Origin of the sequence: Trichocoleus sp. DQ-U1 (assembly GCF_039961925.1) — a bacterium.
Lineage (GTDB): Bacteria > Cyanobacteriota > Cyanobacteriia > Cyanobacteriales > FACHB-T130 > FACHB-T130.
In genome coordinates, this window is sequence record NZ_JAMPKB010000053.1 from 14,752 (window position 1) to 38,477 (window position 23,726).

General features: G+C 46.6%; 14 protein-coding genes. 6 read left to right on the forward strand and 8 right to left on the reverse strand.

The window, feature by feature from the left end:
• Window positions 1–696, forward strand: a complete 696-nt coding sequence (locus NDI34_RS19775; RefSeq protein WP_190413900.1) for an SH3 domain-containing protein — start codon at window positions 1–3, stop codon at window positions 694–696.
• 104 nt (window positions 697–800) lie between these two features.
• Here NDI34_RS19775 and NDI34_RS19780 read toward each other — a convergent pair whose 3' ends face one another.
• Both NDI34_RS19780 and NDI34_RS19785 read right to left on the reverse strand, forming a co-directional pair.
• Window positions 801–1,172 (reverse strand): hypothetical protein, encoded by a 372-nt coding sequence (locus NDI34_RS19780; RefSeq protein WP_190413901.1) that lies wholly within the window; start codon window positions 1,170–1,172, stop codon window positions 801–803.
• 243 nt (window positions 1,173–1,415) lie between these two features.
• On the reverse strand, window positions 1,416–3,125 hold the full coding sequence (locus NDI34_RS19785; RefSeq protein ID WP_190413903.1) for an AarF/UbiB family protein: 1,710 nt from the start codon (window positions 3,123–3,125) through the stop codon (window positions 1,416–1,418).
• A 656-nt stretch (window positions 3,126–3,781) separates the two neighbouring features.
• Here NDI34_RS19785 and NDI34_RS19790 point away from each other — a divergent pair.
• Window positions 3,782–5,038 carry a Na/Pi symporter gene (locus NDI34_RS19790; RefSeq protein ID WP_348233584.1) on the forward strand — a complete coding sequence of 419 codons (1,257 nt, stop codon included), beginning with the start codon at window positions 3,782–3,784 and terminating at the stop codon, window positions 5,036–5,038.
• Between the two features lie 126 nt (window positions 5,039–5,164).
• Here the strand turns inward: NDI34_RS19790 and NDI34_RS19795 are convergent, their stop codons facing one another.
• The gene (locus tag NDI34_RS19795) at window positions 5,165–7,816 is read right to left on the reverse strand and encodes a M1 family metallopeptidase (protein ID WP_348233585.1); all 2,652 of its coding nucleotides are present in this window, start codon (window positions 7,814–7,816) and stop codon (window positions 5,165–5,167) included.
• 478 nt (window positions 7,817–8,294) lie between these two features.
• Here NDI34_RS19795 and NDI34_RS19800 point away from each other — a divergent pair, with 478 nt between their 5' ends.
• Both NDI34_RS19800 and NDI34_RS19805 read left to right on the forward strand, forming a co-directional pair.
• Window positions 8,295–9,530: a glycerophosphodiester phosphodiesterase gene (locus NDI34_RS19800; protein WP_348233593.1), complete on the forward strand. Its 1,236-nt coding sequence runs from the start codon at window positions 8,295–8,297 to the stop codon at window positions 9,528–9,530.
• A gap of 461 nt (window positions 9,531–9,991) precedes the next feature.
• Complete coding sequence (locus NDI34_RS19805; RefSeq protein WP_348233594.1) at window positions 9,992–12,859, forward strand: CHAT domain-containing protein; 2,868 nt, start codon at window positions 9,992–9,994, stop codon at window positions 12,857–12,859.
• Window positions 12,860–12,983: 124 nt separating this feature from the next.
• On the opposite strand, the gene NDI34_RS19810 is transcribed toward NDI34_RS19805, so the two are convergent.
• The gene (locus tag NDI34_RS19810; RefSeq protein WP_348233586.1) at window positions 12,984–13,907 is read right to left on the reverse strand and encodes a methyltransferase domain-containing protein; all 924 of its coding nucleotides are present in this window, start codon (window positions 13,905–13,907) and stop codon (window positions 12,984–12,986) included.
• 188 nt (window positions 13,908–14,095) lie between these two features.
• Window positions 14,096–15,763 (reverse strand): DUF3352 domain-containing protein, encoded by a 1,668-nt coding sequence (locus NDI34_RS19815; protein WP_190985201.1) that lies wholly within the window; start codon window positions 15,761–15,763, stop codon window positions 14,096–14,098.
• 511 nt (window positions 15,764–16,274) lie between these two features.
• Here NDI34_RS19815 and ligA point away from each other — a divergent pair.
• Window positions 16,275–18,320, forward strand: a complete 2,046-nt coding sequence (gene ligA / locus NDI34_RS19820; RefSeq protein WP_348233587.1) for an NAD-dependent DNA ligase LigA — start codon at window positions 16,275–16,277, stop codon at window positions 18,318–18,320.
• Window positions 18,321–18,409: 89 nt separating this feature from the next.
• Window positions 18,410–19,333 (forward strand): DMT family transporter, encoded by a 924-nt coding sequence (locus NDI34_RS19825; protein WP_348233588.1) that lies wholly within the window; start codon window positions 18,410–18,412, stop codon window positions 19,331–19,333.
• 68 nt (window positions 19,334–19,401) lie between these two features.
• On the opposite strand, the gene NDI34_RS19830 is transcribed toward NDI34_RS19825, so the two are convergent.
• From NDI34_RS19830 to NDI34_RS19840, 3 genes are all read right to left on the reverse strand, one after another.
• Window positions 19,402–21,162 (reverse strand): serine/threonine-protein kinase, encoded by a 1,761-nt coding sequence (locus tag NDI34_RS19830; protein WP_348233589.1) that lies wholly within the window; start codon window positions 21,160–21,162, stop codon window positions 19,402–19,404.
• Between the two features lie 90 nt (window positions 21,163–21,252).
• Window positions 21,253–22,311 (reverse strand): tRNA dihydrouridine synthase DusB, encoded by a 1,059-nt coding sequence (gene dusB / locus NDI34_RS19835; RefSeq protein WP_348233590.1) that lies wholly within the window; start codon window positions 22,309–22,311, stop codon window positions 21,253–21,255.
• A 106-nt stretch (window positions 22,312–22,417) separates the two neighbouring features.
• The gene (locus NDI34_RS19840) at window positions 22,418–23,455 is read right to left on the reverse strand and encodes an ADP-ribosylglycohydrolase family protein (RefSeq protein ID WP_348233591.1); all 1,038 of its coding nucleotides are present in this window, start codon (window positions 23,453–23,455) and stop codon (window positions 22,418–22,420) included.
• Window positions 23,456–23,726: the final 271 nt, after the last annotated feature.

The following is a 23,726-nucleotide window of genomic DNA, read 5'->3' on the forward strand; positions in this document are numbered from 1 at the left end:
ATGCGCCTTGGATCTCTTAAAGTAATTGGTGGATGTGCCACAACGGTTACGCTACTAGCCCTTGCAGTAGGTTTGTCCGTCCCCAAAAATTTAGCTGAACCTTCTCAAGATGGTAACAAATTTGCTCCCAGAACTGTCGCACCAGAACAAGCGGGAGGTGTTACGGAAGCTCAGACAGCCCGCGAAGCGATAAAAGCTAGGGTTGGTACGGCAAATGCTCTCGGTGCAGGTATCGCTGGCACGGCGACGGATGATGGTCGGGTTTATAACGTCCTGAGTACCGTGAACATTCGCTCTTGTCCCAGTACCAGCTGCCGTATCCTGCGGGTCGCTAGACCCGGAGCTGATGTTCTCAACGATCCTAGCGGAGGTACTCAGCAAGGCAATGGTTATACTTGGATTCGCGTAACTTACGGATTTAATTCTACCAATGCTTGTGATAGCAATCGCGCTCAAGGATGGATGATCGTTAATCCTCTCGCTCCTGGAAAGGTTCGCGTAACAAAAGGGCCGTTAAATGTTCGGTCATCGCCATGTTCGGGTCGCATTATTAAAACTTTACCCACTGGCACAACTCTAGACTTCCATCCAGACCAAAACCAATGGAGCAACAAGTGGTATAAAGTTGTTGTTCCTGGGGCGACGCCAGGGCCTTTGGGCTATGTTGATGGTTGGGACTTCGCGGATGTCTACTAATATCGGTTCCAAATAATCATTGCTATTTAATCTAAAAGAAAGAGGGTAAGCAGTTGCTTACCCTCTTTCTTTTAGATTAAATAGCAAAGCGAATCGCTAATCGCTTATTCCCAAGCATCTAAATCAAGTGCGCGAGAGCCACCGCGTTCTAGCTGACCTAAAAGGCTTTTGAGTTGCGACCAAACTAACATGCCAATAAATAGAGTGAGTGGCATTGAAGTCCCAAAAGACAGCCATCCAGGAAAGCCAAAAATCTCTAATCCAGCTACTAGAAACAGACAGATTCCGCCACAAATTCCCAAGAATGGCAACTGTAATTGTATCCCTTGCATCTGAGCCAAAGTCCGGGTAGAGCGGTTCTTTGACCATTCCCGCACTTGCTGTTTGAGGGTGGCTTCAAAAGCAAGACCACAGGTTATTCCAGCAAACAAACCGAAAACAAGTAAAAAATACGGCGGATCTGGGAAATAGTACACTAAAAACTCCTAATAGGTAACGGGTAAATGGGCAACGGGGAATCGGTAATGGAAGATTTACCAATTACCGCTATGTGCAACTTTTTCTCAGCCTCTAATTTATCAGGGGTTGGGGCGATCGAAATGTCAAGCAAATTTTGTCAGCTCCCCCAATCCCCCCATGAGATGGAGGGAGAAATACAGAAAGTTGCACACCGCGCCAATTACCAATTACTCATTACCGATTCCCTAAGACCCAACACTTTATTCTCTCTCCTGCAAGGCAGCAAGTGTGGCAAAAGAAGGTAATAGTGCGGCGACTCCTTCAGTGGAGAGTTCCGTCAAGGCTCCGAGGGCTACATTAAACAACCGTGACGGCTTCAGGTCATCTTTTACTAGATTCCATAGACGTCGCACTTCTTCGGTATGAAGTCGGTCATCTTCTGTCAAAGCGATTAGCACTTGGCGTCGCAGAAATTGTCCTTCTTCAGAGAGGAGAAACTGTAATCCTAGTTGAGCCGTAGGCAATAGATCGAAGTTATCATCTGAGCGAGCGATCGCAATCATGTTCTCTAACCGCTGCCATTGGAATTTGCCGTCTTTGAACAAGACTTCAATTAAACGTCGCCGCATTTCTGGAGATTCGCCAGTCAGCAAACGCCGCGCTACGTAGGGATAGGCAACTTCGACAATTTTGAAATTGGGATTTAAGCTGAGAGCCAATCCCTCTTGTGTCACCAAGGAACGAATAATTAAGGCAAATTTCGCCGGAATTCGGAACGGATAGTCGTACATCAGTTCCGAGAACTTGTCTGTAATTGTCTTAAAGTTAAAGTCTTGTACACTTTCGCCGATGACATCTCCCAGTACGCTTTCTAGCGCTGGAATGATCGGAACAATATCCGTTTCTGGCGTCAAAAAGCCTAGCTTAACAAAGTCTTTGGCTAACTCAATATAGTCTTTGTTAATTAGGTGAACGACGGCACTGACGAGGGTTTCTTTGGTATCCTCCTCCATCTGATCCATCATGCCAAAGTCTATATAAGCCATACGACCATCTGGCAGGGCAAACAGGTTACCTGGATGGGGATCAGCATGGAAAAAGCCGTATTCCAATAGCTGTCGTAGACCAGCGGTGACGCCAATCTCGATCAAAGTATCAGTTTCCAAATCGGCTGCTTTAATGCGCTCGGTATCGTTCAGTTTGAAGCCGTCAATCCACTCTAGAGTCAGGACGCGAGTGTTGGTGTAGCGCCAGTAGATGGCTGGGACTTTAACGCTGGGGTCATCGCGGAAATTAGTGGCAAACTTTTCGGCGTTTCGTCCTTCGTTGAGGTAGTCAATTTCTTCAAATAACTTGTAACCGAATTCATCGACGATCAGAGTCAGGTTATGCCCTAAATTTAGGGGAAGCCAAGGACTCAACCAAGCCGCCATCCATCGCATCAAGTAAAGATCGAGGGTGATGGTTGGTAGCAAGTTGGGGCGTTGTACCTTGACAGCGACTTCTTCGCCGGTGTGAAGACGCGCTCGATAAACTTGACCCAGACTGGCGGCAGCAAGTGGTTCTGGGGATATTTCTCTATATATCTCTTCTACTGAGCGTTCTAGCTCAGTTTCAATGATATTGAATGCGATCGCATTATCAAATGGCGGCAGTTGGTCTTGTAATTTGATGAGTTCTTCTAAAAAGTCTTTCCGCACTAAGTCGGGTCTTGTGGAGAGAGCTTGACCGACTTTAATAAAGGTTGGACCCAGGCGAGTGAGGATTTCCCGCAGTTGAGTGGCGCGTTTCTCTCGATTCTTCCAGTCCTGGTTCAGCCAATCGTCCCACTTTAAGCCAAGAACAAACCCTGCAAATAACCAGATAATTTTGATGGCTCGCCAGAGAACTCGCCAGGGACGATAGCGGAAGTACTGGGCGATCGCTTCGGGATCGTAGCGCCGAGACTGGATGAGGGAGTACCGATTCACGCTTGTGCTTGCCTCTTTTAACCTAACTTAATTCGCCATTAGCGGCTTCTGGGAGTATTCAAGCCACTATTTAACCTAATCAATCGAATAACATTAATTTCCAGGGATTTCGACCGCATTCTTTCGTAACTTTACTCATTGATTTTTACCAGGTTTTTAACGTTTTATTAACTATAGTATACAAAACTACAGACACTTGCGGGGATCGCCCATCTGCTTTAAGAGAGCAAACAGTTCCCTCACTTGCTATTTTTTCTCTGTCAAGGTTCCATGACAAAACTGCTAAAGTCTCCTACCAGCGAAACCAGCAGCGACTAATTATTCTTAAGGAAGAAATTAAAATAATCTTAAGTATATTTTAAATTACGAATAAATAGTGTAATAGAGCCGTGAATCTCCCTCTGAAGAGGTAAGCACCGTAGGGGAGAGACATCGAAAATCTTTAGTGTCTACCCAGCAGCTCGAAAATGCTGTTTCGAGTCTAGACGCTGGGCAAGGTAGTCAAAGCGCAGCGCCAGTCCGATAGAGAGTTTTATCAGTATCAATTTGGTTTAGGTCAGCATGACGAGTGCTATGGCTTTGCTTTGCCATGAGCGTTTACTTCGCCCGTAGCTGGGATTAAGAACCTATATTGCCGTTATTTTGCGGGGTCATTCATGTTGTTTTCAAAAAATTCAAAGAAAAAAATACTCAAGTTGTTGGGTTTGAGCCTTGTAGTTACAGCTTTGATTGTTAGTCCTTCCCTATCAGGAAATAATTTCCACTTATTTAACGCACCGGCGTTAGAAGTCAGTGTCAACGCTCAGCCTCCGGCTGGAACTGATGCGGCACAGCAGAATTCTGCTTCCCCTGAAGGCGAAGAAAAGGGAAAAAGTGACAAGGCTGAGAGTGCCTCGTCTGAAGGAGAAACGAAAGGAAAGATCGATATTTTCAAAATTGTCATGGGTGTGCTGGCGGGTCTGGTGCTGTTTTTATATGGTGTGACCCGGCTTGCTGAGGGACTCGAAGCGATCGCAGGCGATCGCGCAAAAAATCTCATCGACAAGTTCACCAGCAATCGCTTTGCCGCAGTGGCAACTGGCACGGTGGCAACAACCATATTAGATTCATCGTCGGTCACGATCATCATGACGATCGCGATGGTGAGTGCTGGGTTGTTGACGTTCGTCCAGTCTCTCGGCGTGGTTCTAGGTTCCAACATCGGAACGACCATCGGCGCTGAACTGATCGCTTTTAAGATTAACGAATATGCACCGATAGCCTTGTTCCTTGGTTTCTTGTTGCATTTTTTGGGCAAGACAGACCGCTGGAAGAACATCGGTTTAATTTTATTGGGGATAGGCTTGCTCTTCTTCGGTCTAGACACGATTGACGAGGCGATGAAACCGTTCCGGGACTACCAACCCTTTATTGATTGGATGAAAACCTTAGGGGAAAATCCGCTGCTGGGTGCCTTAGTTGGGGCGCTGTTTACCGTCTTGATTCAATCCTCTTCCGCCACAGTAGCCATTGTCATTACGCTGGCAGCTTCTGGCTTGATCTCATTGCCCGCAGGCATCGCCTTGATGCTGGGTGCGGAAGTAGGCACCTGTGCTGACACGCTGGTAGCGACGATTGGGCGATCGCGCGAAGCTGTGCGGACGGGTGTCTTTCATGTGATTTTCAATGTGATAACCGCAGTCGTGGGGATCTTATTTGCGGCTCAATTAGCAAGCCTTGCCCAGTGGATTTCTGGGGGGGCTGATGTTGCCCGCCAAATTGCCAATGCTCAGGTGATATTCAACGTATTGGGCGTAGTGTTGGTTATCGGGTTTCTACCGTTAATCGCCCGTGGATTGGAAATGCTAATTCCCGGCGGTCAATCGAACCGGCAACTCGCAGAGGAGCCTCAAAGGGAACAAACTAAAGTGTAGAGAGGCAATATTTATCGGTTCTCTCCCCCAACTCCACTGTGACAAGGAAAGGAGATCCTAGTTTCCCGGTTAGGGGAGATTGGGGGAGAGGTCGGGTTGATGCGATCGAGATCGCTTCGGAGTTAGCTAGCTGCTGGATTTAGCTTCTAGGTTTTCCAAGCGGCTTTTGAGTTCTTGGTTTTGCTTCTTGATCAGGTCGAGTTCGTCTCGCAGTTGCTTAAGTGCTTGATCCGATCCCACATTTTTTTGCACTCGTCCAACCGCTTCCTCAGCGATGCGACGGACTCGTCCATCGGGGGTTTGGTCGGCAAGACTTCGCAAAATCCCAATTGCTTTGGGTGTCTCCATTTGCCCCAGCGCGATCGCGACTGATACTTGGGTTAAGAAAAATGTCTCTTTGGAGAGTTCTGCAAGTTGTTCGAGAATTCGTTCCAAGTTGACATTATTCTGACCCGTTGAAATGGTTCCCAAAGCGCGAATGGCTGCTAGACGCAACGCTTGCGGGACGCCTTGGGCGGTGTATTCCAGAATCAGATCCAGCGCTTGGGGTGAAGTTTTGAGCTGAGACAAACCAGCGATCGCGCCAGTTCTCACAACCTCATTCCAACCCGCCTTTTCTTTGAGTACTGTTTGCAGCAGCTTCAGCACTTTCTCTTCTTTGGGCTTTTCGTCCAGATTTGCCGCCCCAATTCCGCCAATCGCATTCACGGCTGCGGACTCCACATAGTAGCTAGCGTCGCCATCTTCTACGAATGGTTTCAGTGCTTTATAGCTGTCATGGGTTTTGATCGTTCCCAATGCTTGCACCACTGCACGACGCACTAAGGCTTCTTTATCTTTTAGACCTGCAACGAGACCGTCAAATGCTTGATCGAGCTTAACTTCTGCCAACTGTTTAGCAACTTCCGCCCGAACGCCCCAGAAAGAATCGTTTTTCAGGGCAAAAGAAAGCGCTTTTACGACCTCCAATCCGCCTTTCTTCGCTAACGCCTCAGCCGCATAGATGCGGGAGACGGGATCGGGATCGGATTGCAGTTGGGCTTTGAGTTCCTGAACTGGATACTCTAAAGACACCGTTTTTAGGAAATTATTCCCGATGTCAAAGCTAATAAAATGGGGTTTTTCTTCGAGGGGGAAGTAAAAGCTTTGTTCCCGTTCGTGAACCCTGACTGCGAAAGTTTTGAAATTGACGGTAGAGGATTGTTCAGACGAGGAATCTCGCGTCTCTACATTATTCTCGTTAGAGGATTTTCCTGAGACATAGCCAAAAGCAATGGGAATTTTTAGGTCAAATAAATCGCTCCGGCTGCCATTTGTATCGCTGGTGGCTTGAGTTTGAGTAACAGTAACTTTAGCCAACTTGCTATCAGTATCCCAGGAATAAGCAACTTTGAAATCTGGATGACCGCCGCGATAAACGTACTGGTCAAATAAAAATAGTAGGTTGCGACCCGTCGCTTTTTCAATTGCCCGTAGCAGATCAACAGTTTCGACTGTTTTATGGGCGTTGTCTTGAACAAAGGTGTGGATTGCTTTAAAAAATAGCTCGTCTCCCAACTCCGCCCGAATCATGTGATAGACACAAGCACCTTTTTCATAGAGGTGGCGGTCATACAGTTCAATCGCCTCGCGATAGACATGAGTGACAATCGGGCGACGGTAACGGCTGCTGTCTTCTACAAGGTAGCTACGAGCTTCATTGAGCAGGTAATACGCTGCATCTTGCAAACCATACTCTTGGTGTGTCCACAGCACTTCTGAGTAAGAAGCCATCCCTTCTTTAATCCAAGCATGAGACCAGTGCTTGATGACTACTAAATCTCCGAACCACTGGTGGGCGAGTTCGTGAGCCACTAAGCTTTCAGTGGTGCGATTATCTAAAGATGCCCGTTTATCCAGCAAGCAGCGGTCGGTTAGCAGCGTGGTGGAGGTGTTCTCCATCCCACCAAAGATGAAGTCATCGACGCACACTTGAGCATATTTGGGATAGGGGTAGGGATAACCAAATTTTTCGCTGAAAAATTCAATCATTTCCGGCGTTTTGCCCATACTGCGGCGGGCGTCTTCTTCTCTGCCCTTATCCACATAGTAGGTGACGGGTTTGTCGTTCCATTCATCTTGAATTTCGGCAAAATCACCCACTGCGAGCGTCATCAGGTAGGTGGGATGAACTTGCTCTTGCAACCAGTGATAAGTTTTGTAGTGGTTATCTTCCTCTGTTTTGATGAGCAATCCGTTGGAAATGGCAAGCAGGAGTTTGGGAACTTTGACCCGAATTTCTGAAGTGGCTAACTGTCCGGGATAGTCAAAGCAGGGGAACCAGAAGCGAGAGTCTTCATCTTCTCCCTGTGTCCAAACTTGAACGGGTTTGTCGGGATAGTGTTTGTTGGGAGAAATAAAGTAGATACCGCGCTGAGGTTTTTCCACGGAGTAGGCGATCGCTATCTCGATTGTTTTTCCCACCTGAGTAGGTGTCTGCATCTGGATGTGCAGTTGTTCGCCATCATAGTCAAAGCTTTGCGGTATTTCGTCAACCTGTACTGACTGAATATTTAGGTTAACGGCATCTAAGGTTAAACGGTCAATCCCACTCCGCACCGGCAATAAGGTAATGGCGCAAGTACCTCCGACGGTTTGATTAGGAATATCGAGGGCTAAATCCAGGAAAATATGCTCGACTTGTCCGGGTCGATCTGGGTTGTAGTGGGGACGGGCACCGGGCAGTTCAAAGGATTTGTGACCGTTATTTTCTGAATCGAAATAAGTCTGCAACTTCATGGTGAGATTGACCTGTAAGACTCCGAAGTATAGCCGAGAATCAGGGCTAAGGAGGTTATTTCTTTAGGTTAACGCCTTCAGACTGAGTGAACTTCTCTTCTAAGCACGGCGACGCGCGGGGTATCCAAATTTGTAGCGAACACCCAGATGCTTTGTCACTTCAGACGCGATGATTTTCAAGCTTCACTTAGCGTTGTGTCTACTTGCGCTCTCAAAAAAGTGCTGACTTGTAGGGGCGTGTTTATGCCCATTGGCGTCAACTTGAGAAAAAGCAGAGCGAGAAAGGGTGGGATCGCAGATTCTATCCAAGCGCAAATGCTATATTTCTGCTCTTTTAATCAATCTTTAAATGGTATTTATACTTAGCTTTACCCAGCCTAATGCTCAAGCTTAATCTCGGCACCGTACATTTACTTAAGTACATTTACTGATGAATTTCATATCAACCAAGCTTGAGCCGATTGGTGAGGAAAGCAATATGTGGCGCGTTTTTAAGCTAGCTTTATTAACAACAGCAGCTTTGGCAGTTTTTCCAGTGGGTGAAGCAGCAGCAGCAACTTTGACGGGTGCCCCTCCAATTGTGATTGGACACCGGGGCGCTAGCGGCTATCGTCCAGAACATACGTTAGCAGCCTATGAGCTGGCAATTGAGATGGGCGCTGATTTTATCGAACCTGACTTAGTTTCGACAAAAGACGGCGTTCTTATTGCTCGCCATGAAAATGAAATTTCTGGAACGACAGACGTTGCAAATCGCCCAGAATTTGCTAACCGCAAGACAACCAAAACAATTGATGGAAAACCAGTCACCGGCTGGTTTACCGAAGATTTTACCTTGGCTGAAATCAAGACTCTCCGGGCGAAAGAGCGTATCCCTGAATTGCGCCCCGGATCGGTTAAATATGATGGTTTGTATGAAATTCCGACTTTGCAGGAAGTTATCGACCTAGCCAAGAAAAAGAGTGCCGAAAAAGGTCGCACGATTGGTATTTATCCGGAAACGAAGCATCCGACCTACTTTGATTCCATCGGATTATCGTTAGAGGAACCTTTGGTAAAAATCCTCAGCGAGAACGGTTACACCGATGCGGATGATGCGGTTTTCATTCAATCCTTTGAAGTTGCAAACTTGAAATTTCTCAAAACACTGACGAATTTGCCGCTGGTTCAGTTGTTTGATGCAAGTACCGCCAAGCCGTATGATTTTGTTGTCAGTGGTGATTCTCGCACCTATGGCGATCTCATAACTTCTTCAGGATTGAATGCGATCGCGCAATATGCAAGCGGAATTGGCCCTTGGAAACGCCTGATTATTCCATCTGAGACGGTCGATAAAAATGGCGATGGTCAACCTGACGATCTCAATGGAGATGGGGTCATTAGCGATGCTGACAAGCCATTGTTACAACCCACATCCCTAATTAGTGACGCCCATGCGGCGGGTTTGCTGGTTCATGCCTACACTTTCCGCAGTGAAGACTTCTTCCTCGCTCCAGACTACAACGGCAACCCAGAGCTGGAGTACGAACAATTCTTTAAATTAGGGATTGATGGCGTCTTTACCGACTTCCCAGATACCGCTGTTGCAGTTCGCAACCGGATTGCTGGCAATCCCAGCAAAGACGTTCCCGAACCCACAACCTTACTGGCGTTTGGTATTCTTCCAATCGCAGAAATTTTGCGCCGTCGCCAAAATAAATTCAAAAAGGCTTGATTGAGTAGCCGTCTTACACTCGCGCTACTCAGATCACTTTCCTCTGTAGATGCTGAGCTAAACATCGCCGAACGCATCTATCCGAACGCACCGATAAAGTCCGCTTCAGCGGGCTTTTTTTATGGCTATTGAGTAATTAAACGGTAAGCCCTAGTCAAAAGTATCGCGAGATACTTTTGAGTTTCACCAGCACCATTTAGCGATCGCGTAATTACTCAAGACGCAAGCCATTATCGGACAAGTTACTGGATAATCTTAACGGGAATGTGTACCGAGAGCGATCGCGTTTTCTTTCCCCTGCACCACTGGACACTCCCTATCAGTCTGGGCTAAGACTGTAAGCTGCACTCAATCAACATCTTCCTTCAGCTATGCGCCCTCAACTCGGAATCTTCGCGCTTATCGCCTTCCTAGCTACCATTTCAGCGCCTTTGAACTTTAGCGCGCCTTCCATAACACAGGTGTTGGCACAAACTTCAGAATCCCGCAAAGTAGAAGCTGAACGCCTTTTAGAGCAAGGTATTCAGCAGATTGATAACCGTCAACTTGACAAAGCCTTACAGTCGATACAACAGGCATTGACGATTTATCGAGAACTCAAAGATCGTCAGGGAGAGGGAACCGCTCTAGCAAACCTGGCAAGTATTTACTATTGGGTGCAACAGTACTCTCAAGCAATTGATTTCCAACAGCAAAGTTTAGCGATCGCGCGAGAGATTGCAGATCGTCCCTTAGAAGCGAAGAATCTAAGACAATTGGGAAGTACGTACTCGGCGCTGGGACAACATCCCCAAGCAATCGAGTATCTGCAACAAAGTTTAACTCTTGCACGGGGAATTAAAAATAATAAAAGTGAAGCAGCCGCTCTTGGTATGCTGGCTCTTGCTTATCAACAAATAGGAAACTATCAGAAAGCGATTGATTCTTGGCAACAAGCACTCCCTATTTTTCAGCAACTCAAAGAACGTAGGGCTGAAGGAGCTGCTCTTACATCTATCGGAAGTTACTATCAGTTGCTGGACAAGTACCCTGAAGCTCGAAAGTTCTTCCAACAAGGTTTAGTTATTGCCCAAGAACTGAAAGATCGCTCTAGCCAACAGGTAATTCTTGCACTTCTGGGTCATGTTCATGAATCCCTCGCTGAATACTCCCAATCTATTGATAAATATCAACAAAGTTTAGTTATGGCGCGGGAAATGGGGGAATCGGCAATTGAAGTAGAAATTTTGAATAATTTGGGCGGGATTTATGCCAATCTATCAAGATATCAGGAAGCAATTGAATATTATCAGCAAAGCTTAACCATTGCCAGAAAAATTAACGCTCGCCAATCAGAAGCAGGTATTCTGTCTAATTTAGGCACTGTATATAAAAATTTGAATGATTCTTCCCAAGCAATTCGCTATTATCAGCAGAGCTTAGCAATTACCGATGAACCCAATAATCAACAAAGTGCCTTAGAAGTTCGAGAAGAACGGAAATTATATGCCCAAACAATCCTAAACTTAGGAAACATTTATCAAGAAAGTGGCACAACAGATAAAGCAAAAGAATTTTATCAGCAGAGCTTGAAAATCGCCCAAGAAATCAACGATCGTGATTTGCAAGCAGATATCTTAAATTTTTGGGGAATTCTCTCCTATCAAAATCTGGGAGATTACCGGCAAGCTAGTGAATATTATCAACAAAGCTTAGCCTTAGCCAAACAAAATAATAATAAACGCGGGGAAGCAAAAGCGATAGGCAATTTGGGACTCGTTTATAATTCTATGGGCGAGTACGATAAAGCAATTAATTACTTTCAGCAGGATCTCGCAATTTCTCGTGAAATTAAAAATAAACGAGGGGAAGCTATCGCCTTAAACAATTTAGGGCTAACTTTTATGCGTGCGGGTAAGCTATCGGAAGCCGAAACATATTTAAAAAATGGAATCGAAGTATTAGAATCTGTCCGAACCGGATTAGGTAGAAATGATGCTAATAAAGTATCACTTTTTGAAGATCAAGTCAGCACTTATCGCAATTTGCAACAAGTTTTACTTGCTCAAAATAAAATAGAAGCTGCATTGGAAATTGCTGAACGGGGGAGAGCAAGAGCCTTTGTTGAGCTATTAGCTTCGCGGTTATCTGAAGCATCCGTTCAAGCTACGCTTACCTCACCGAATATCAACAAAATCAAAGAGATTGCCAAGCTTCAGAACGCTACCTTGGTTGAATATTCTATTGTCTATGAAGACATAGATGCTATAGGGAAAAGATCGCAATCCCAAACATCTGAAATTTATATTTGGGTAGTTAAACCAACCGGCGAAATTGCCTTTCGTAAAGTCAACCTTAAGTCTTTGCGACAGCAAAAAAAGAGTTCTTTGGAAGAGCTTGTTGTCAGCAGCCGCGAATCGATTGGTGTTAGAGGTCGTGGTTTAGGTGTAGAGGCTAAAGTTCCTGGAAGTCCAGCAAAACAAGGCTTTAAGGAACTTCACGAACTACTCATTAAACCCATTGCTGACCTGCTCCCAAAAGACCCAAATGCTCGTGTTATCTTTATTCCACAAAGCGAACTGTTTCTAGTTCCTTTCCCAGCATTGCAAGATGCTTCTGGCAAATACTTAATCGAACAACATACTATCCTCACGGCACCTTCAATTCAGGTACTGGATTTAACAAATCAGCAACAACAGCTTGTAGGAACGCGAAGTTCTACTTCTGTACCAAATCAAGATGTATTGATAGTTGGAAATCCCACAATGCCAAGTGTTCCTGAAAAAATTGGCGATCCGCCAACTCAGTTACCAAGCTTACCGGGTGCACAACGAGAAGCTTTAGCGATCGCGCCTCTGTTTAAGACGAAAGCTTTCACCGGCTCTGAGGCAACGAAAACAGCGATTCTGCAACAAATACCTACAGCACGAATCATTCATCTCGCAACGCATGGCTTACTAGATGATATTCGAGGGTTGGGAAGTGCGATCGCGTTGGCTCCATCTGGCAACGATAACGGCTTACTCACCGCTGAAGAAATTCTAGACTTGAGATTTAATGCCGAATTAGTAGTCCTGAGTGCTTGCGACACAGGTAGAGGCAGAATCACTGGCGATGGCGTGCTCGGCTTATCTCGCAGCTTAATGAGTGCGGGTGTACCCAGTGTAATTGTGTCTCTCTGGCAAGTGCCAGACGCTCCTACAGCCTCATTGATGACAGAATTTTATCAAAATCTTCAAAAAACACCCGATAAAGCCGCCGCTCTGCGAAGCGCTATGCTAAGCACCATGAAGCAACATCCAAATCCTAAAGACTGGGGGGCATTCACTTTAATTGGAGAAGCAGAATAATTAAAAATTGAAGAATTTCCAGACGTTGCACATTGGACGGATGATAGTGTCGCGCAAAGACGCTAAGAAAAACTTTGCATCTTCGCGCGAAACGAAAAAGAAAATCTTTCTTAATGTTGAATTTTTAATTCTGCTTCACCTTGGCAATTACCGTGCGGTGACGATGAGTATTGCGGCTGATTGTCGGCGTAGTGAAACCGGAATCTACTAGCGCTTGTTCAATATTTAACGCAAAATACTCATCTAAATAAGGCTCGGTACTCTTGAGCAATGTCAAGATGTAGGGCGGCATTTTGGTGTAAATCTCAGATTGAGGATTCATATCCATAATTGCCAAACAGCCACCGGGACGCAGTACGCGCCGCACTTCGCGGAAAATCTGCATAGTTGCTGACTGGGGCAACTCGTGGCACATCAAAAAGATAGAAACCAAATCGAAGGAGGCATCTGGCAACCCTGTAGATTCAGCAGCAGCATGAACCCAGGAAATCGATTTTTGGTGCTGTTGGGATTGGTAGTGGGCAACTGCTAGAAAATAAGGCGACAGATCCAATCCAGTTAGCTTTGCTTGGGGATAAGTATCTTGGAGGGCAAACGTACTCATTCCCACACTGCATCCCAAATCTAAAATATCTTGTGGTTGAGTAGCGATTTCGTTTTTGAGAATATCAAGATAACTCTGGCGCAGTCGGGCATCTCCTTGCGCCCCCGCATCAGGCCAAATTCCGGCGTGAACGGCATAAGCCGCAACTTCTACTTCCCAAGCGGCTTCCCAGCTTAAGTTACCGCTGTCGTAGGCATGGAACGCTCGCAGGTAATATTCTGGGTAAGTCAGTTGGGGATTTTTTACTTGAGCCAGATGACTTTCCCAGTCGTATTGTGAAAACGTCTGTACTTGCTTTCTCCAAGGCACTCCAATCTTCTCAGCGCGTTTGATCATCATTGAACGCGCTTGCTGCTTGGCTAGATTAGCTAATGGCTTAATCGCTAGCAATCCGTTTACTAAGCGTGAAGATAATCCGAGTTCAGTATTTACTGTGGCAGTCATAAAGTAATAAGTAATGGGTAATGGGTAATAGGTAATGGGTAATAGTAAGTAACAAATGACCTTATGACCAATTACCAATCCTGAATAAAGATGTCTCAGTAGGATGAGCTTTTATCCCACCAAAGCTTGAAGGGTGGGCATTGCCCACCCTTCAAGAATATTACCAATTACTCATTCCCAGCGACTTCCTATTTGCCCGTTTTAGGCTTGAGTGCAAGTAACACCTCAACTTGACCCGTTGATGCGTCTGGTTGAGTCACGGTCAAACCAATACCATGCATGGAATTCAGAATTGCAGTGGTTTCAGGCGTGATGGAACTCTTTTGTGCTGGAGGTAGCTGGCGATTCACCAAAGACATGGTTTTGTCCATGTCGAGGTAAAAATAGCCTGCGTTTGGCTTCTGCAAAGACCCCGTGACCGTTTTAAAAGATGTGCTATTGTCCAAAGGCTGGCTGGGCTTGTTTGCCATGACATCGGCGATGGGGCCACCAATCGCCACATACATCGTGTTTTCATCTATCCAACCATGCCCTAAGAAAGCGCCTTGTTGCGGGATTTGCCATTCTGTGACGGTTTTACCCTGAATTTTTCTAGGCGCTACGGCGATTGAATTTCCCTTAGCGATCGCATCCAGTTTGTTGAAGGTGGCTTCAGCCGTTTTGCGATCGCTGGTTTGAAATACCAAAGCTCCACCAAATCCAACGGGTGCTAAAATTCCCTTGGTCGATGGAATCGCCGCGAAAGCAAATTCCCCATCCATCCATCCGAAGATATCTTTATCCAGGTCAAGATTGACGAGTCTGAGTTGCTGTCTTGCCATGTCAAACCCCTGCTGGGCTTGGGGATCGGCTTTGGATTGTTCGACAACCGTTGCCCAAGTTTGGCTGATTCCATTTCCAGCGATGAGGGCAATTGTCTCAGCCGGAAGTTGAGATGCGACTTTGCCGGGAGAAGCCTTGTACTGAACTTTCATTACCGAGGGATCTACCTTTGCGATCGCCTTCATCCTCACACCGGCATTATCAATCCCAACACCCATCACCACCGACTGCACAGCCTTTAACTGCTTTAGGGTTTCTGGAGGAAGCGGGGGCGTATTCGGATTATTTGCCAGTGCTTGCTGCACCGTCCCCGCATAATCGGGGATATAGAATTGAGCGATGGAGTTTTGTACGTCTACACCCTTAGTCAGAAGGCTGGCTGCACCTGCTTTGCTAGCAAATGAAGGTTGTCCTTTAAAGGTATCAATGGCGAGTTGCACTGCTTCTTTTTCATCGGACATCACTAAATGACTGTCTAACAAAGCCGTGTAGGTTTTGCCACTTTTATCTGTGGTTTCCTCTATTTTGATGCCTTTGTAATCTATTTGTTTGGTTCCAGCTTTCTTGGCTTTCAGCTTATTTGCAAAACTTAAAGCACTTACTTTGTCTTTGACGCCAACCACCATCAACATCCGGACTTCCGGTGACGATTTTGGGGGTGTCGCTTGTGCCGGTTTTACAGTCGGTGATGGCAGAACAGCAAACATCACGCTACCCAGCCAAGGCTTAACATCTTTTTCATAATTGATGTTGGATTCAGTCAACATCTCTTTGTTGAAATCCTTCAGCCCTTTATCAACCAATTTTTGGGCTTCCGGAGTCCCAAACTGTTGCAATTGCGCCCAGTTTTTCGGATCGGTGGAGACAAAACCCGCCATTAATGCTTCATCCGGCACCACTTTGGCACTTGCAAGAGGGCTGGTCGCATCGCTAAAAGAACCCTTCAAGTAAAGATAAGTACCGATGCCTCCGGCTACTACAACGGCAGTGCCAACAATAATAGGAACTATACGATTTGGTCTTCTTTCAGACATTTAAATTTTTCCTTAGATTATTACTGCTTGTGATTGTTATCGATACATCCACAAATGGCATTGTGGATTTTGCGGATTTAGCGGGAATCGCTGTAAGGAAAATTCGTAATTTTGCTTAGTCACGATTCCTACTAAAAGGATTGTTATTAAAATACTTCAACCTGATTTGGATAAACTCCGCAAACCAGAAATATGAAGTTTAAATACAAAAATCGCCTGCTGGTACGAGGTGAGAGGTTTCGTGTCAGATAAGGCTAAGCGATCGCGCTCTAAAATTCTTTCAACAATAAATTCCCTCTCCTCTTTCACTTAGTAGGGGCGTGTTTATGCCCCTACTAAATGTCGTAATGCCTCGATATTTTCTGTAACTGTATGAAACCACCCTGGCTCTCGAAAAGCGGAGAGGGAGCTGGGGGCGAGGTTCCGGTTGTGTTGAAATCCATTGAGAGCCGTTCTATATCTGGTGATGGCAGTTAGACTAAAAGCGGAAACAATAGAGTTTTAAGTAGGGATGGATGCTGTGGAAGTGACACAGGCAGTCAAGCAGCGGATACAGGAACTGCGACAGTTGTTGCACAAAGCCAGTTATGCCTACTATGTCCTGGATGCTCCCATCATGGAGGATGCCATCTATGACCGGCTGTATCGGGAACTGCAAGACTTAGAAACTCAGTATCCCGAACTGGTGACACCGGACAGCATCACTCAGCGCGTGGGTGAGAAACCAGCAACTCAATTTTCCTCGGTGTGGCACAATATCCCTCTCTACAGTTTGGAAAATGCCTTTAATATTCAGGAATTTGCCAAATGGCAGGAACGTTGGCGGAGACAAGTCCCCAAACTCGATTCGATTGAATACGTTTGCGAGTTAAAAATTGACGGTTCTGCAATCGCTCTCACCTATGAAAATGGCATCTTGGTGAGAGGAGCAACGCGGGGAGATGGCATTACGGGGGAAGACATTACTCAGAATGTTCGGACAATTCGCGCCATTCCCTTGCGATTGAATTTAGAAAACCCTCCGACTCACGTGGAAGTTCGCGGCGAGGCGTTTTTAGGCTTGGATGTCTTTAAGCAAATTAATCAGGAACGGCAGCAAGCAGGCGATCAGTTATTTGCTAATCCTCGCAATGCGGCGGCGGGAACCTTGCGGCAATTAGACTCTCGGATTGTGGCAAAGCGGCGGCTGGATTTTTTTGCCTATACGTTGCAAATTCCTGGTAAAGATGATGCTGAGGTTGCCCAAACTCAGTGGAAATCGCTGGATTTGCTGCAAGAAATGGGATTTAAGGTAAATCCCAATCGCAAGCTGTGTCACTCTTTAGAAGATGTTCGGGATTATTATGACGAGTGGAATACGGGGCGATTAAATCTACCCTATATGACCGATGGGGTCGTCGTGAAGCTGAATTCGATTCCACTTCAGAAAAAGTTAAAATTTACGCAAAAGTTTCCCCGCTGGGCAGTGGCGCTGAAATACGCGGCGGAAGAGGCACCAACGCGAGTGGAAAATATTTCTATCAATGTGGGGCGAACGGGGGCGCTGACACCGTTGGCAGAGTTGCAACCAGTCCAATTAGCTGGGACAACCGTACAAAGAGCCACATTGCACAATATTGATTATGTGCGATCGCTCGATATTCGGATTGGCGATACGGTGATTATCCACAAAGCCGGGGAAATCATTCCCGAAGTGGTGCGCGTATTGCCAGAACTCCGCCCAGAGGGAACTCACCCCTTCCAAATGCCCACCTGTTGCCCGGTGTGCAATCAGCCAGTGGTAAAGCCTGTTGATGAGGCGGTGACGCGCTGCGTGAATGCTTCTTGTCCCGCTATCCTCAAAGGGGCGCTGGTTCACTGGGCAAGCCGCAATGCACTGGATATCAATGGAATGGGCGAAAAATTAATGCACCAGTTGGTAGATAAAGGAGTGGTGAATTCGGTTGCAGATTTATACGATTTAACCGCTGATAGGTTGGGAACTTTGGAACGGATGGGTAAGAAGTTAGCCCAGAAATTGGTGGATGCGATCGCGCACTCGAAAACTCAGCCTTGGTCGCGGGTATTATACGGTTTGGGGATTCGTCACGTCGGCAGCGTCAATGCCCAAACCTTAACTCAAAAATTCACCACCGTTGAGCAACTAGCTGGCGCATCCGCAGCGAATATTGAAGCAGTGTACGGCATTGGCCCAGAAATTGCCCACGCTGTTTATGATTGGTTTCAAGTCCCGGCGAATCAAACGTTAATTGACAGACTGAAAGCAGCGGGTTTGCAACTCGCCGCCGAGGTAGAAACCCCATCCACAGAAAGTAGAAGCGTTCCCTCGCCCCTACAAGGCAAAACCTTTGTAATTACTGGCACGCTGCCGACTTTGAAGCGCGACGAGGCGAAAGCGTTGATTGAAAAAGCCGGTGGTAAAGTTACGGGTTCCATCAGCGCCAAAACCGACTACTTACTGGTGGGGGAAGATGCCGGTTCCAAGTTAGAAAAGGCTGAAGCGTTGGGAATCACCCAACTGAGTGAAGCCGAACTGCTGGAAATAGTCGAAGATTAGATGTCAACAGCAAACACACTAAGGAAAGATTGTAGGAGCGTGCGGCACAAAACGTATCGCTCCTTTTCCCTTTTCATCAGAATATACCAATGCCACTTCACTCTAGTTCCGGTAGATGGCGATTAGGGCTAGCCTTATCGCTTGTGACTGTATTTTTGTGGGGAATTCTGCCCATTGCCCTGACGGTGACTCTACAGGTACTCGACGTTTACACCGTTACTTGGTTTCGCTTTTTGGTATCGTTTGGGCTGCTAGCCGTTTATTTAGCCGCACGACGGCAACTACCACCTGTCGAAAAACTGCGTTCAACGCCACTTGGATTGTTAGCGATCGCTATCTTATTTTTAGCAGCTAATTACATTCTTTTCCTACAAGGTTTACACCAAACTTCACCCGCTAACGCCCAAGTTCTCATTCAACTCGCCCCAGTTTTAATGGGTTTAGGAGGATTGGTTGTTTTCAAAGAACGTTATACTCTACATCAATGGGCGGGTTTAAGCGTACTCACCCTAGGATTTGCACTGTTCTTTCACGAACAATTAACCAATTTAATTACAGCACAAGGTAAATATTTAATCGGCTGCGGATTAATCTTTTTCGCCGCAGTAACCTGGGCGATTTATGCTTTAGCGCAAAAGCAGCTTTTGCAAAAATTACCGTCTTCAAATATTATGCTGCTGATTTATGGAGGCTGTGCTATTTTGTTTAGCCCGTTTGCCGCACCTCAACCTATTCTGACACTGAATCCTTTACATTTAGGAATGCTGCTTTTCTGTGCTTTAAATACCATCATCGCTTACGGTGCTTTTGCCGAATCTTTGGAACACTGGGAAGCATCGCGGGTGAGTGCAGTATTAGCAACAACTCCCATTGTTACCTTAATATCTGTATCAGCAGTTTCAAGGTTTTTACCAACCCTAATTGCCCCAGAACGCCTCACTGTTTTAGGAGTCGTAGGGGCAATTTTTGTAATATCTGGTTCGATAGCGATCGCCTTAGGGAAAGCCCGTTGAATGCATAATCAAGCGAAATAAAAAGAGCGATCGCCCTTTTTATTCCGCTCTTTACCTCAATATCTCTTCTATGGCTTAATCAGACGCCTAGTTTGTGTCGCATGGCGATAATTAGCCATCAGTTTTTCTCGCTGTTGATATGGATAATACATGATAGCAGCTAAGGATAAACTGGTTCCTAGTAAGGATAAAAACAGAAATAAATTGAAGAAGCCGATATTGAATCCTGTCCCTAAGCTCATGCCGAAACCTGTTATTAAAAGTGCGCTGCCAATGGCAATCTTTTCAGAAAATCCCCTTTCTTTATAATTTTTAATGACTGCCCCATTTAGGAAGCCAATTACTAGACCTGCCAAGGTTCCCAAGGCAGTAATCGCCGCCGGTAAGAACCCTGATGACAACAAAACAACTAACATTGTCACAGTGGTCAACCAAGCTGCAATCTTTATGCCTAGGACAGTTCTGATGCCAACTGCTGCCAGTAGAGTTCCGGCGCTAAACCAAGCCAAAAATACCGCGATTACTCCAACTTCAAAAATTGCTACAGATGTCCAAGAGGTAAATTTGAATAGAATTGCTACCATCCAAGCGATCGCACCTGTCCAAAATCCAGTCATTGCTAAAGCAATTCCTAATAGCAAAGCCATTGAAATATAAGGCGGCTTTGGAGTTTCAAGCAGAGTTGTGCGAACTGTAATCGTGAGCGGGTAAGTTTTTGGGGAAGAATTGGTGTGTAATAAAATCTGACGACTATAGGTTTTATCTGCCATCAACTTATTTGTATTCACGGTGATTTTGCAATCAGCATGATTACCCTTAAATGTGGCTGGTTCAAAGGAAATCCAAGCATGAGAATTGGAATAGCGCGGATCGCTGTCGTGGGGGGCTACTTCCCAAGTCCCTTCTAGCAAAGTGTCTGGCACGGAATTATTAACCCTAACGGTTTGAGTTAATTTTTCGCCTAGTTGTGTTGTTTTTAATTCCAGAGCCAGTTGGCTAAATTTAACTTCCGGTAAACGATTAACATAAATCGGCTTGAGAGCTTCCAAAGCAGCCGTAGCATTGGGGAAACGGTCTTTTGCTTTGGGTTCGACCATTTTTGAGAGCCAATCCACAAAACGCAGGCTCAGCTTGGGAAGCAGCGGCTTGAAATTAAGGCGACCATCTTCATCAAATAAGGTGTCAATTGCCGTTGATTTTGTCCCAGTTAATAAGCAAATGAGTGTTGCGCCTAAACCATATAAATCTGTCGCTTCGTTTAGCTGGCGGTTGTATATCTGTTCGGGTGCCATAAACCCAAATGTCCCGGCGGCGACGCTGCTCATTGCCATTTCCCCACTACCAATTCGAGCTAAGCCAAAATCCACCAGATAAACATTTAGTTGTTCGTCTACGAGGATATTTTCAGGTTTAATATCCCGATGAATTACAGAGGGGATGCGATTTTGTAAATAAATAAGAATCTCTAGGACAGAAACAGCAATTTTCTGGATGTCATCTGGGTCAAAACTGCGGGGAGCGGATAAAGGCAGGGCATCTTTATGCTCCTGCACCATACAGAAACCAGATTGGGTTTCAAAGGAATCGAGATAACGGGGAATTCCCGGATGATCGAGTCCTCGTAGCACTTGAATCTCGCGCTCATAAGCTTTAAAACCCGACCATTCAGACCCAACTTGGGCAAATAGAAATCGCTTCAGGATGACTGACTGCTCTGTGACGTTATCCTTTGCCAGATAAGTGATGCGACCCCCAGCGCGATTGCGCCCAAGTTCTCGAATGGTCTGATAGCGGGGACGGGGACTTAAAGTGTGTGAGGAGTTGCTCATGACGGCAAACAATGCAGGTAGATGGCGTCTATTCTAGGCGATCGCTTTCCTTCCCTTGTTCTCCTTCGCGCCTTCTGCGCCTAGAACGGTTCAAACCTCCACTAACGCTAACTCCTCTTCTTCAACCTCGTGCCATGTGGAATTCGCCAGTCGTTCAATTGCCCGATCGATTGTCTCCAAACCCTGCTCAAGATTTTCGATTGTGGCTAAATGTCCGCGCAACTCAGCAGCACCAGCAAAACCTTTGGCATACCAAGTCATGTGCTTCCTGGCTTGCCGAATCCCGCGATCGCCTTTATATTCCCACAAAGCTTGCAAATGTTCTTTGGCACATTCCAACCGTTGTATCGGCGTTGGCGGCGTCTTTTCTTGCCCAGTTTTCAAGAAATAGTCAATTTCTCCCACTAAAAAGGGATAACCCAGAGTTCCCCGCGAACACATCACCCCATCCGCGCCGGTTTGTTCCAAACACTTCACCGCCGCCTCCACGGAAAACATATCGCCATTGGCAATCACTGGAATTGACAGAATTTCCTTGACTTTACCAATCCACTCCCACTTGGCAGGGCCGGTGTAACCTTGGGAACGAGTGCGACCGTGGACTGTAATCATTTGCGCCCCCGCATCTTCCATGCGCTTGGCAAAGTCCAGAATATTGATTTCCTTATCTGTCCAACCGATGCGGGTTTTCACCGTTACCGGCACATTCACCGCCTTCACGACCGCTCGGACAATTGCCTCAGCGACTTCTGGTTGCCGCAATAACGAAGAACCACCGCCGTTTTTCGTAATTTTGTTGACCGGGCAACCCATGTTGATATCAACCGTATCAGCGCCCTCTTCCACAGCCATTACAGCCGCTTCTGCCAAGAAATCGGGGCGACAGTCAAACAACTGAATGCTAATCGGTCTTTCGTTCGGATCTACCTCCATAATCTTGGGGAGTTCCTTCACGTAATGGAGTCCCGTCGCGTTCACCATCTCGGTGTACATCATCGAGTCAGGTGCATGGCGACGCACCAAGCGACGAAACACCATATCGGTAACGCCAGAGAGGGGCGATTGTAAAACCCGGCTTTTGACTTCAAAAGAGCCAATTTTCAGCGGTGTCGAGAGTCGGGATTGCAGGGTGGGAGAAAGAGTAACCATAGGTTCTATCGCGGTCAACCGGGCTTTTTCATTTTACGAGCGATCGCTGTTGAACCATTTGAGCTTCATGGCGATCGCCCCTATCTTTATTGTGAATCGCGATCGCTTACGATAACGACACCTGAGCGCGACTGGCATTTGAAGTTGCTTCCTCATCCCATCGGTTGCCGAGTGCTGCTAAGCGATCGCGGTACTCGATGCGGTTGACCCATTCTTCGGGCCATGCTGCCATTCCTAAATAGGCTCCGGCGAAAGCACCCGTGAGGCAGGCGATAGAATCTGAATCTCCTACAGTGAGCGCCGCACGACGAAGCGCCGCCACTGGCTCTTCCGGAAACATTAGAAAGCACAGCAGACCTGTGGCAAAGGCTTCTTCTGCCACCCATCCTTCCCCCGTTGCTAAACAGGGGTCTGCATCCCGGTTCGGTTTTGCCAAGGCGGCATCCAGACGGTCAAGGATGGACAAACATTCATCCCACCCACGACTGATAAATTCCTCTGGTGTATTGATAGAGGGACGTTGCCAGAGCAACCCCAGCCAGTCGGCGTGGTAGATCGAGCGTTGCTGCTCAGCATAGGCGCGAAGTCGCGAAGGCAGCCCTTTGGGATCGCCACCGGCAACCAAGTCTGCGATCGCTCTTGCCGTTAAATCCGAGGCGGCAAGAGCGGTGGGATGCCCGTGGGTCAAAGCTGCCTGGAACTGAGCGATCGCGGCGCGGGTCGTTGCGTTCAAATTGTTGACCAGACCCACAGGTGCCACCCGCATATTGGCTCCACAACCCTTTGAGTTTGCTACCGTTGCCTGCTGCCACGGCAGGTCAGTCGCCAAGTTAGCGCAGGCATTCAGACAAGTATTGCCCGGTGCCCGGTTATTGTCAGGACTGTCCCACCAGTCGATGAAGGCGCGGCGCAGAGGCGGCTTTAAGTTGTCAGCGATAAAAGGCGGTGTTACTTCCAGGAGTGCCTCTCCAACCGCTAAAGTCATCTGCGTGTCATCTGTAACCCGAGCTGGGTTGCCCATTGGTTGCTGCGGCCCTTGGGGTGGGAAGCGGCGCAGGATCTCGTCAACATTGAGAAACTCAGTTACAGCACCGAGCGCGTCACCAAAAGCTAAACCAAACAGGCATCCAGAAGCACGGCGCATAGCTAGTACAACTCTTCTTTTTTAGAAATTCCGAACGATGGCTCGAAAATCGCATCCTTTGTAATACATATAATACAAGCTTTGAGAACGAACTAATCGTGAATGATTTAGGTGGTGTTGATAGAGAGTCCAATGAGCTAATCGCGATCGCGTTGAATTCCTCTAGACGGCAAATACACCTATTTAATTACGGCTTGCCCCCATACCTAAAGCCCCTGATTTCCTTACAGTAGACACAGTGAAAGCAATCAGCAGATGTTAAGTGATTGAG

Bases quoted from the DNA above. Each gene is read 5' to 3' on its own strand.
- NDI34_RS19775 (WP_190413900.1), top strand. From the start codon at position 1: ATGCGCCTTGGATCTCTTAAAGTAATTGGTGGATGTGCCACAACGGTT.
- NDI34_RS19790 (WP_348233584.1), top strand. From the start codon at position 3,782: ATGTTGTTTTCAAAAAATTCAAAGAAAAAAATACTCAAGTTGTTGGGT.
- NDI34_RS19795 (WP_348233585.1), bottom strand. From the start codon at position 7,816: ATGAAGTTGCAGACTTATTTCGATTCAGAAAATAACGGTCACAAATCC.
- NDI34_RS19800 (WP_348233593.1), top strand. From the start codon at position 8,295: ATGTGGCGCGTTTTTAAGCTAGCTTTATTAACAACAGCAGCTTTGGCA.
- NDI34_RS19810 (WP_348233586.1), bottom strand. From the start codon at position 13,907: ATGACTGCCACAGTAAATACTGAACTCGGATTATCTTCACGCTTAGTA.
- NDI34_RS19815 (WP_190985201.1), bottom strand. From the start codon at position 15,763: ATGTCTGAAAGAAGACCAAATCGTATAGTTCCTATTATTGTTGGCACT.
- ligA (WP_348233587.1), top strand. From the start codon at position 16,275: ATGGATGCTGTGGAAGTGACACAGGCAGTCAAGCAGCGGATACAGGAA.
- NDI34_RS19825 (WP_348233588.1), top strand. From the start codon at position 18,410: ATGCCACTTCACTCTAGTTCCGGTAGATGGCGATTAGGGCTAGCCTTA.
- NDI34_RS19830 (WP_348233589.1), bottom strand. From the start codon at position 21,162: ATGAGCAACTCCTCACACACTTTAAGTCCCCGTCCCCGCTATCAGACC.
- dusB (WP_348233590.1), bottom strand. From the start codon at position 22,311: ATGGTTACTCTTTCTCCCACCCTGCAATCCCGACTCTCGACACCGCTG.
- NDI34_RS19840 (WP_348233591.1), bottom strand. From the start codon at position 23,455: ATGCGCCGTGCTTCTGGATGCCTGTTTGGTTTAGCTTTTGGTGACGCG.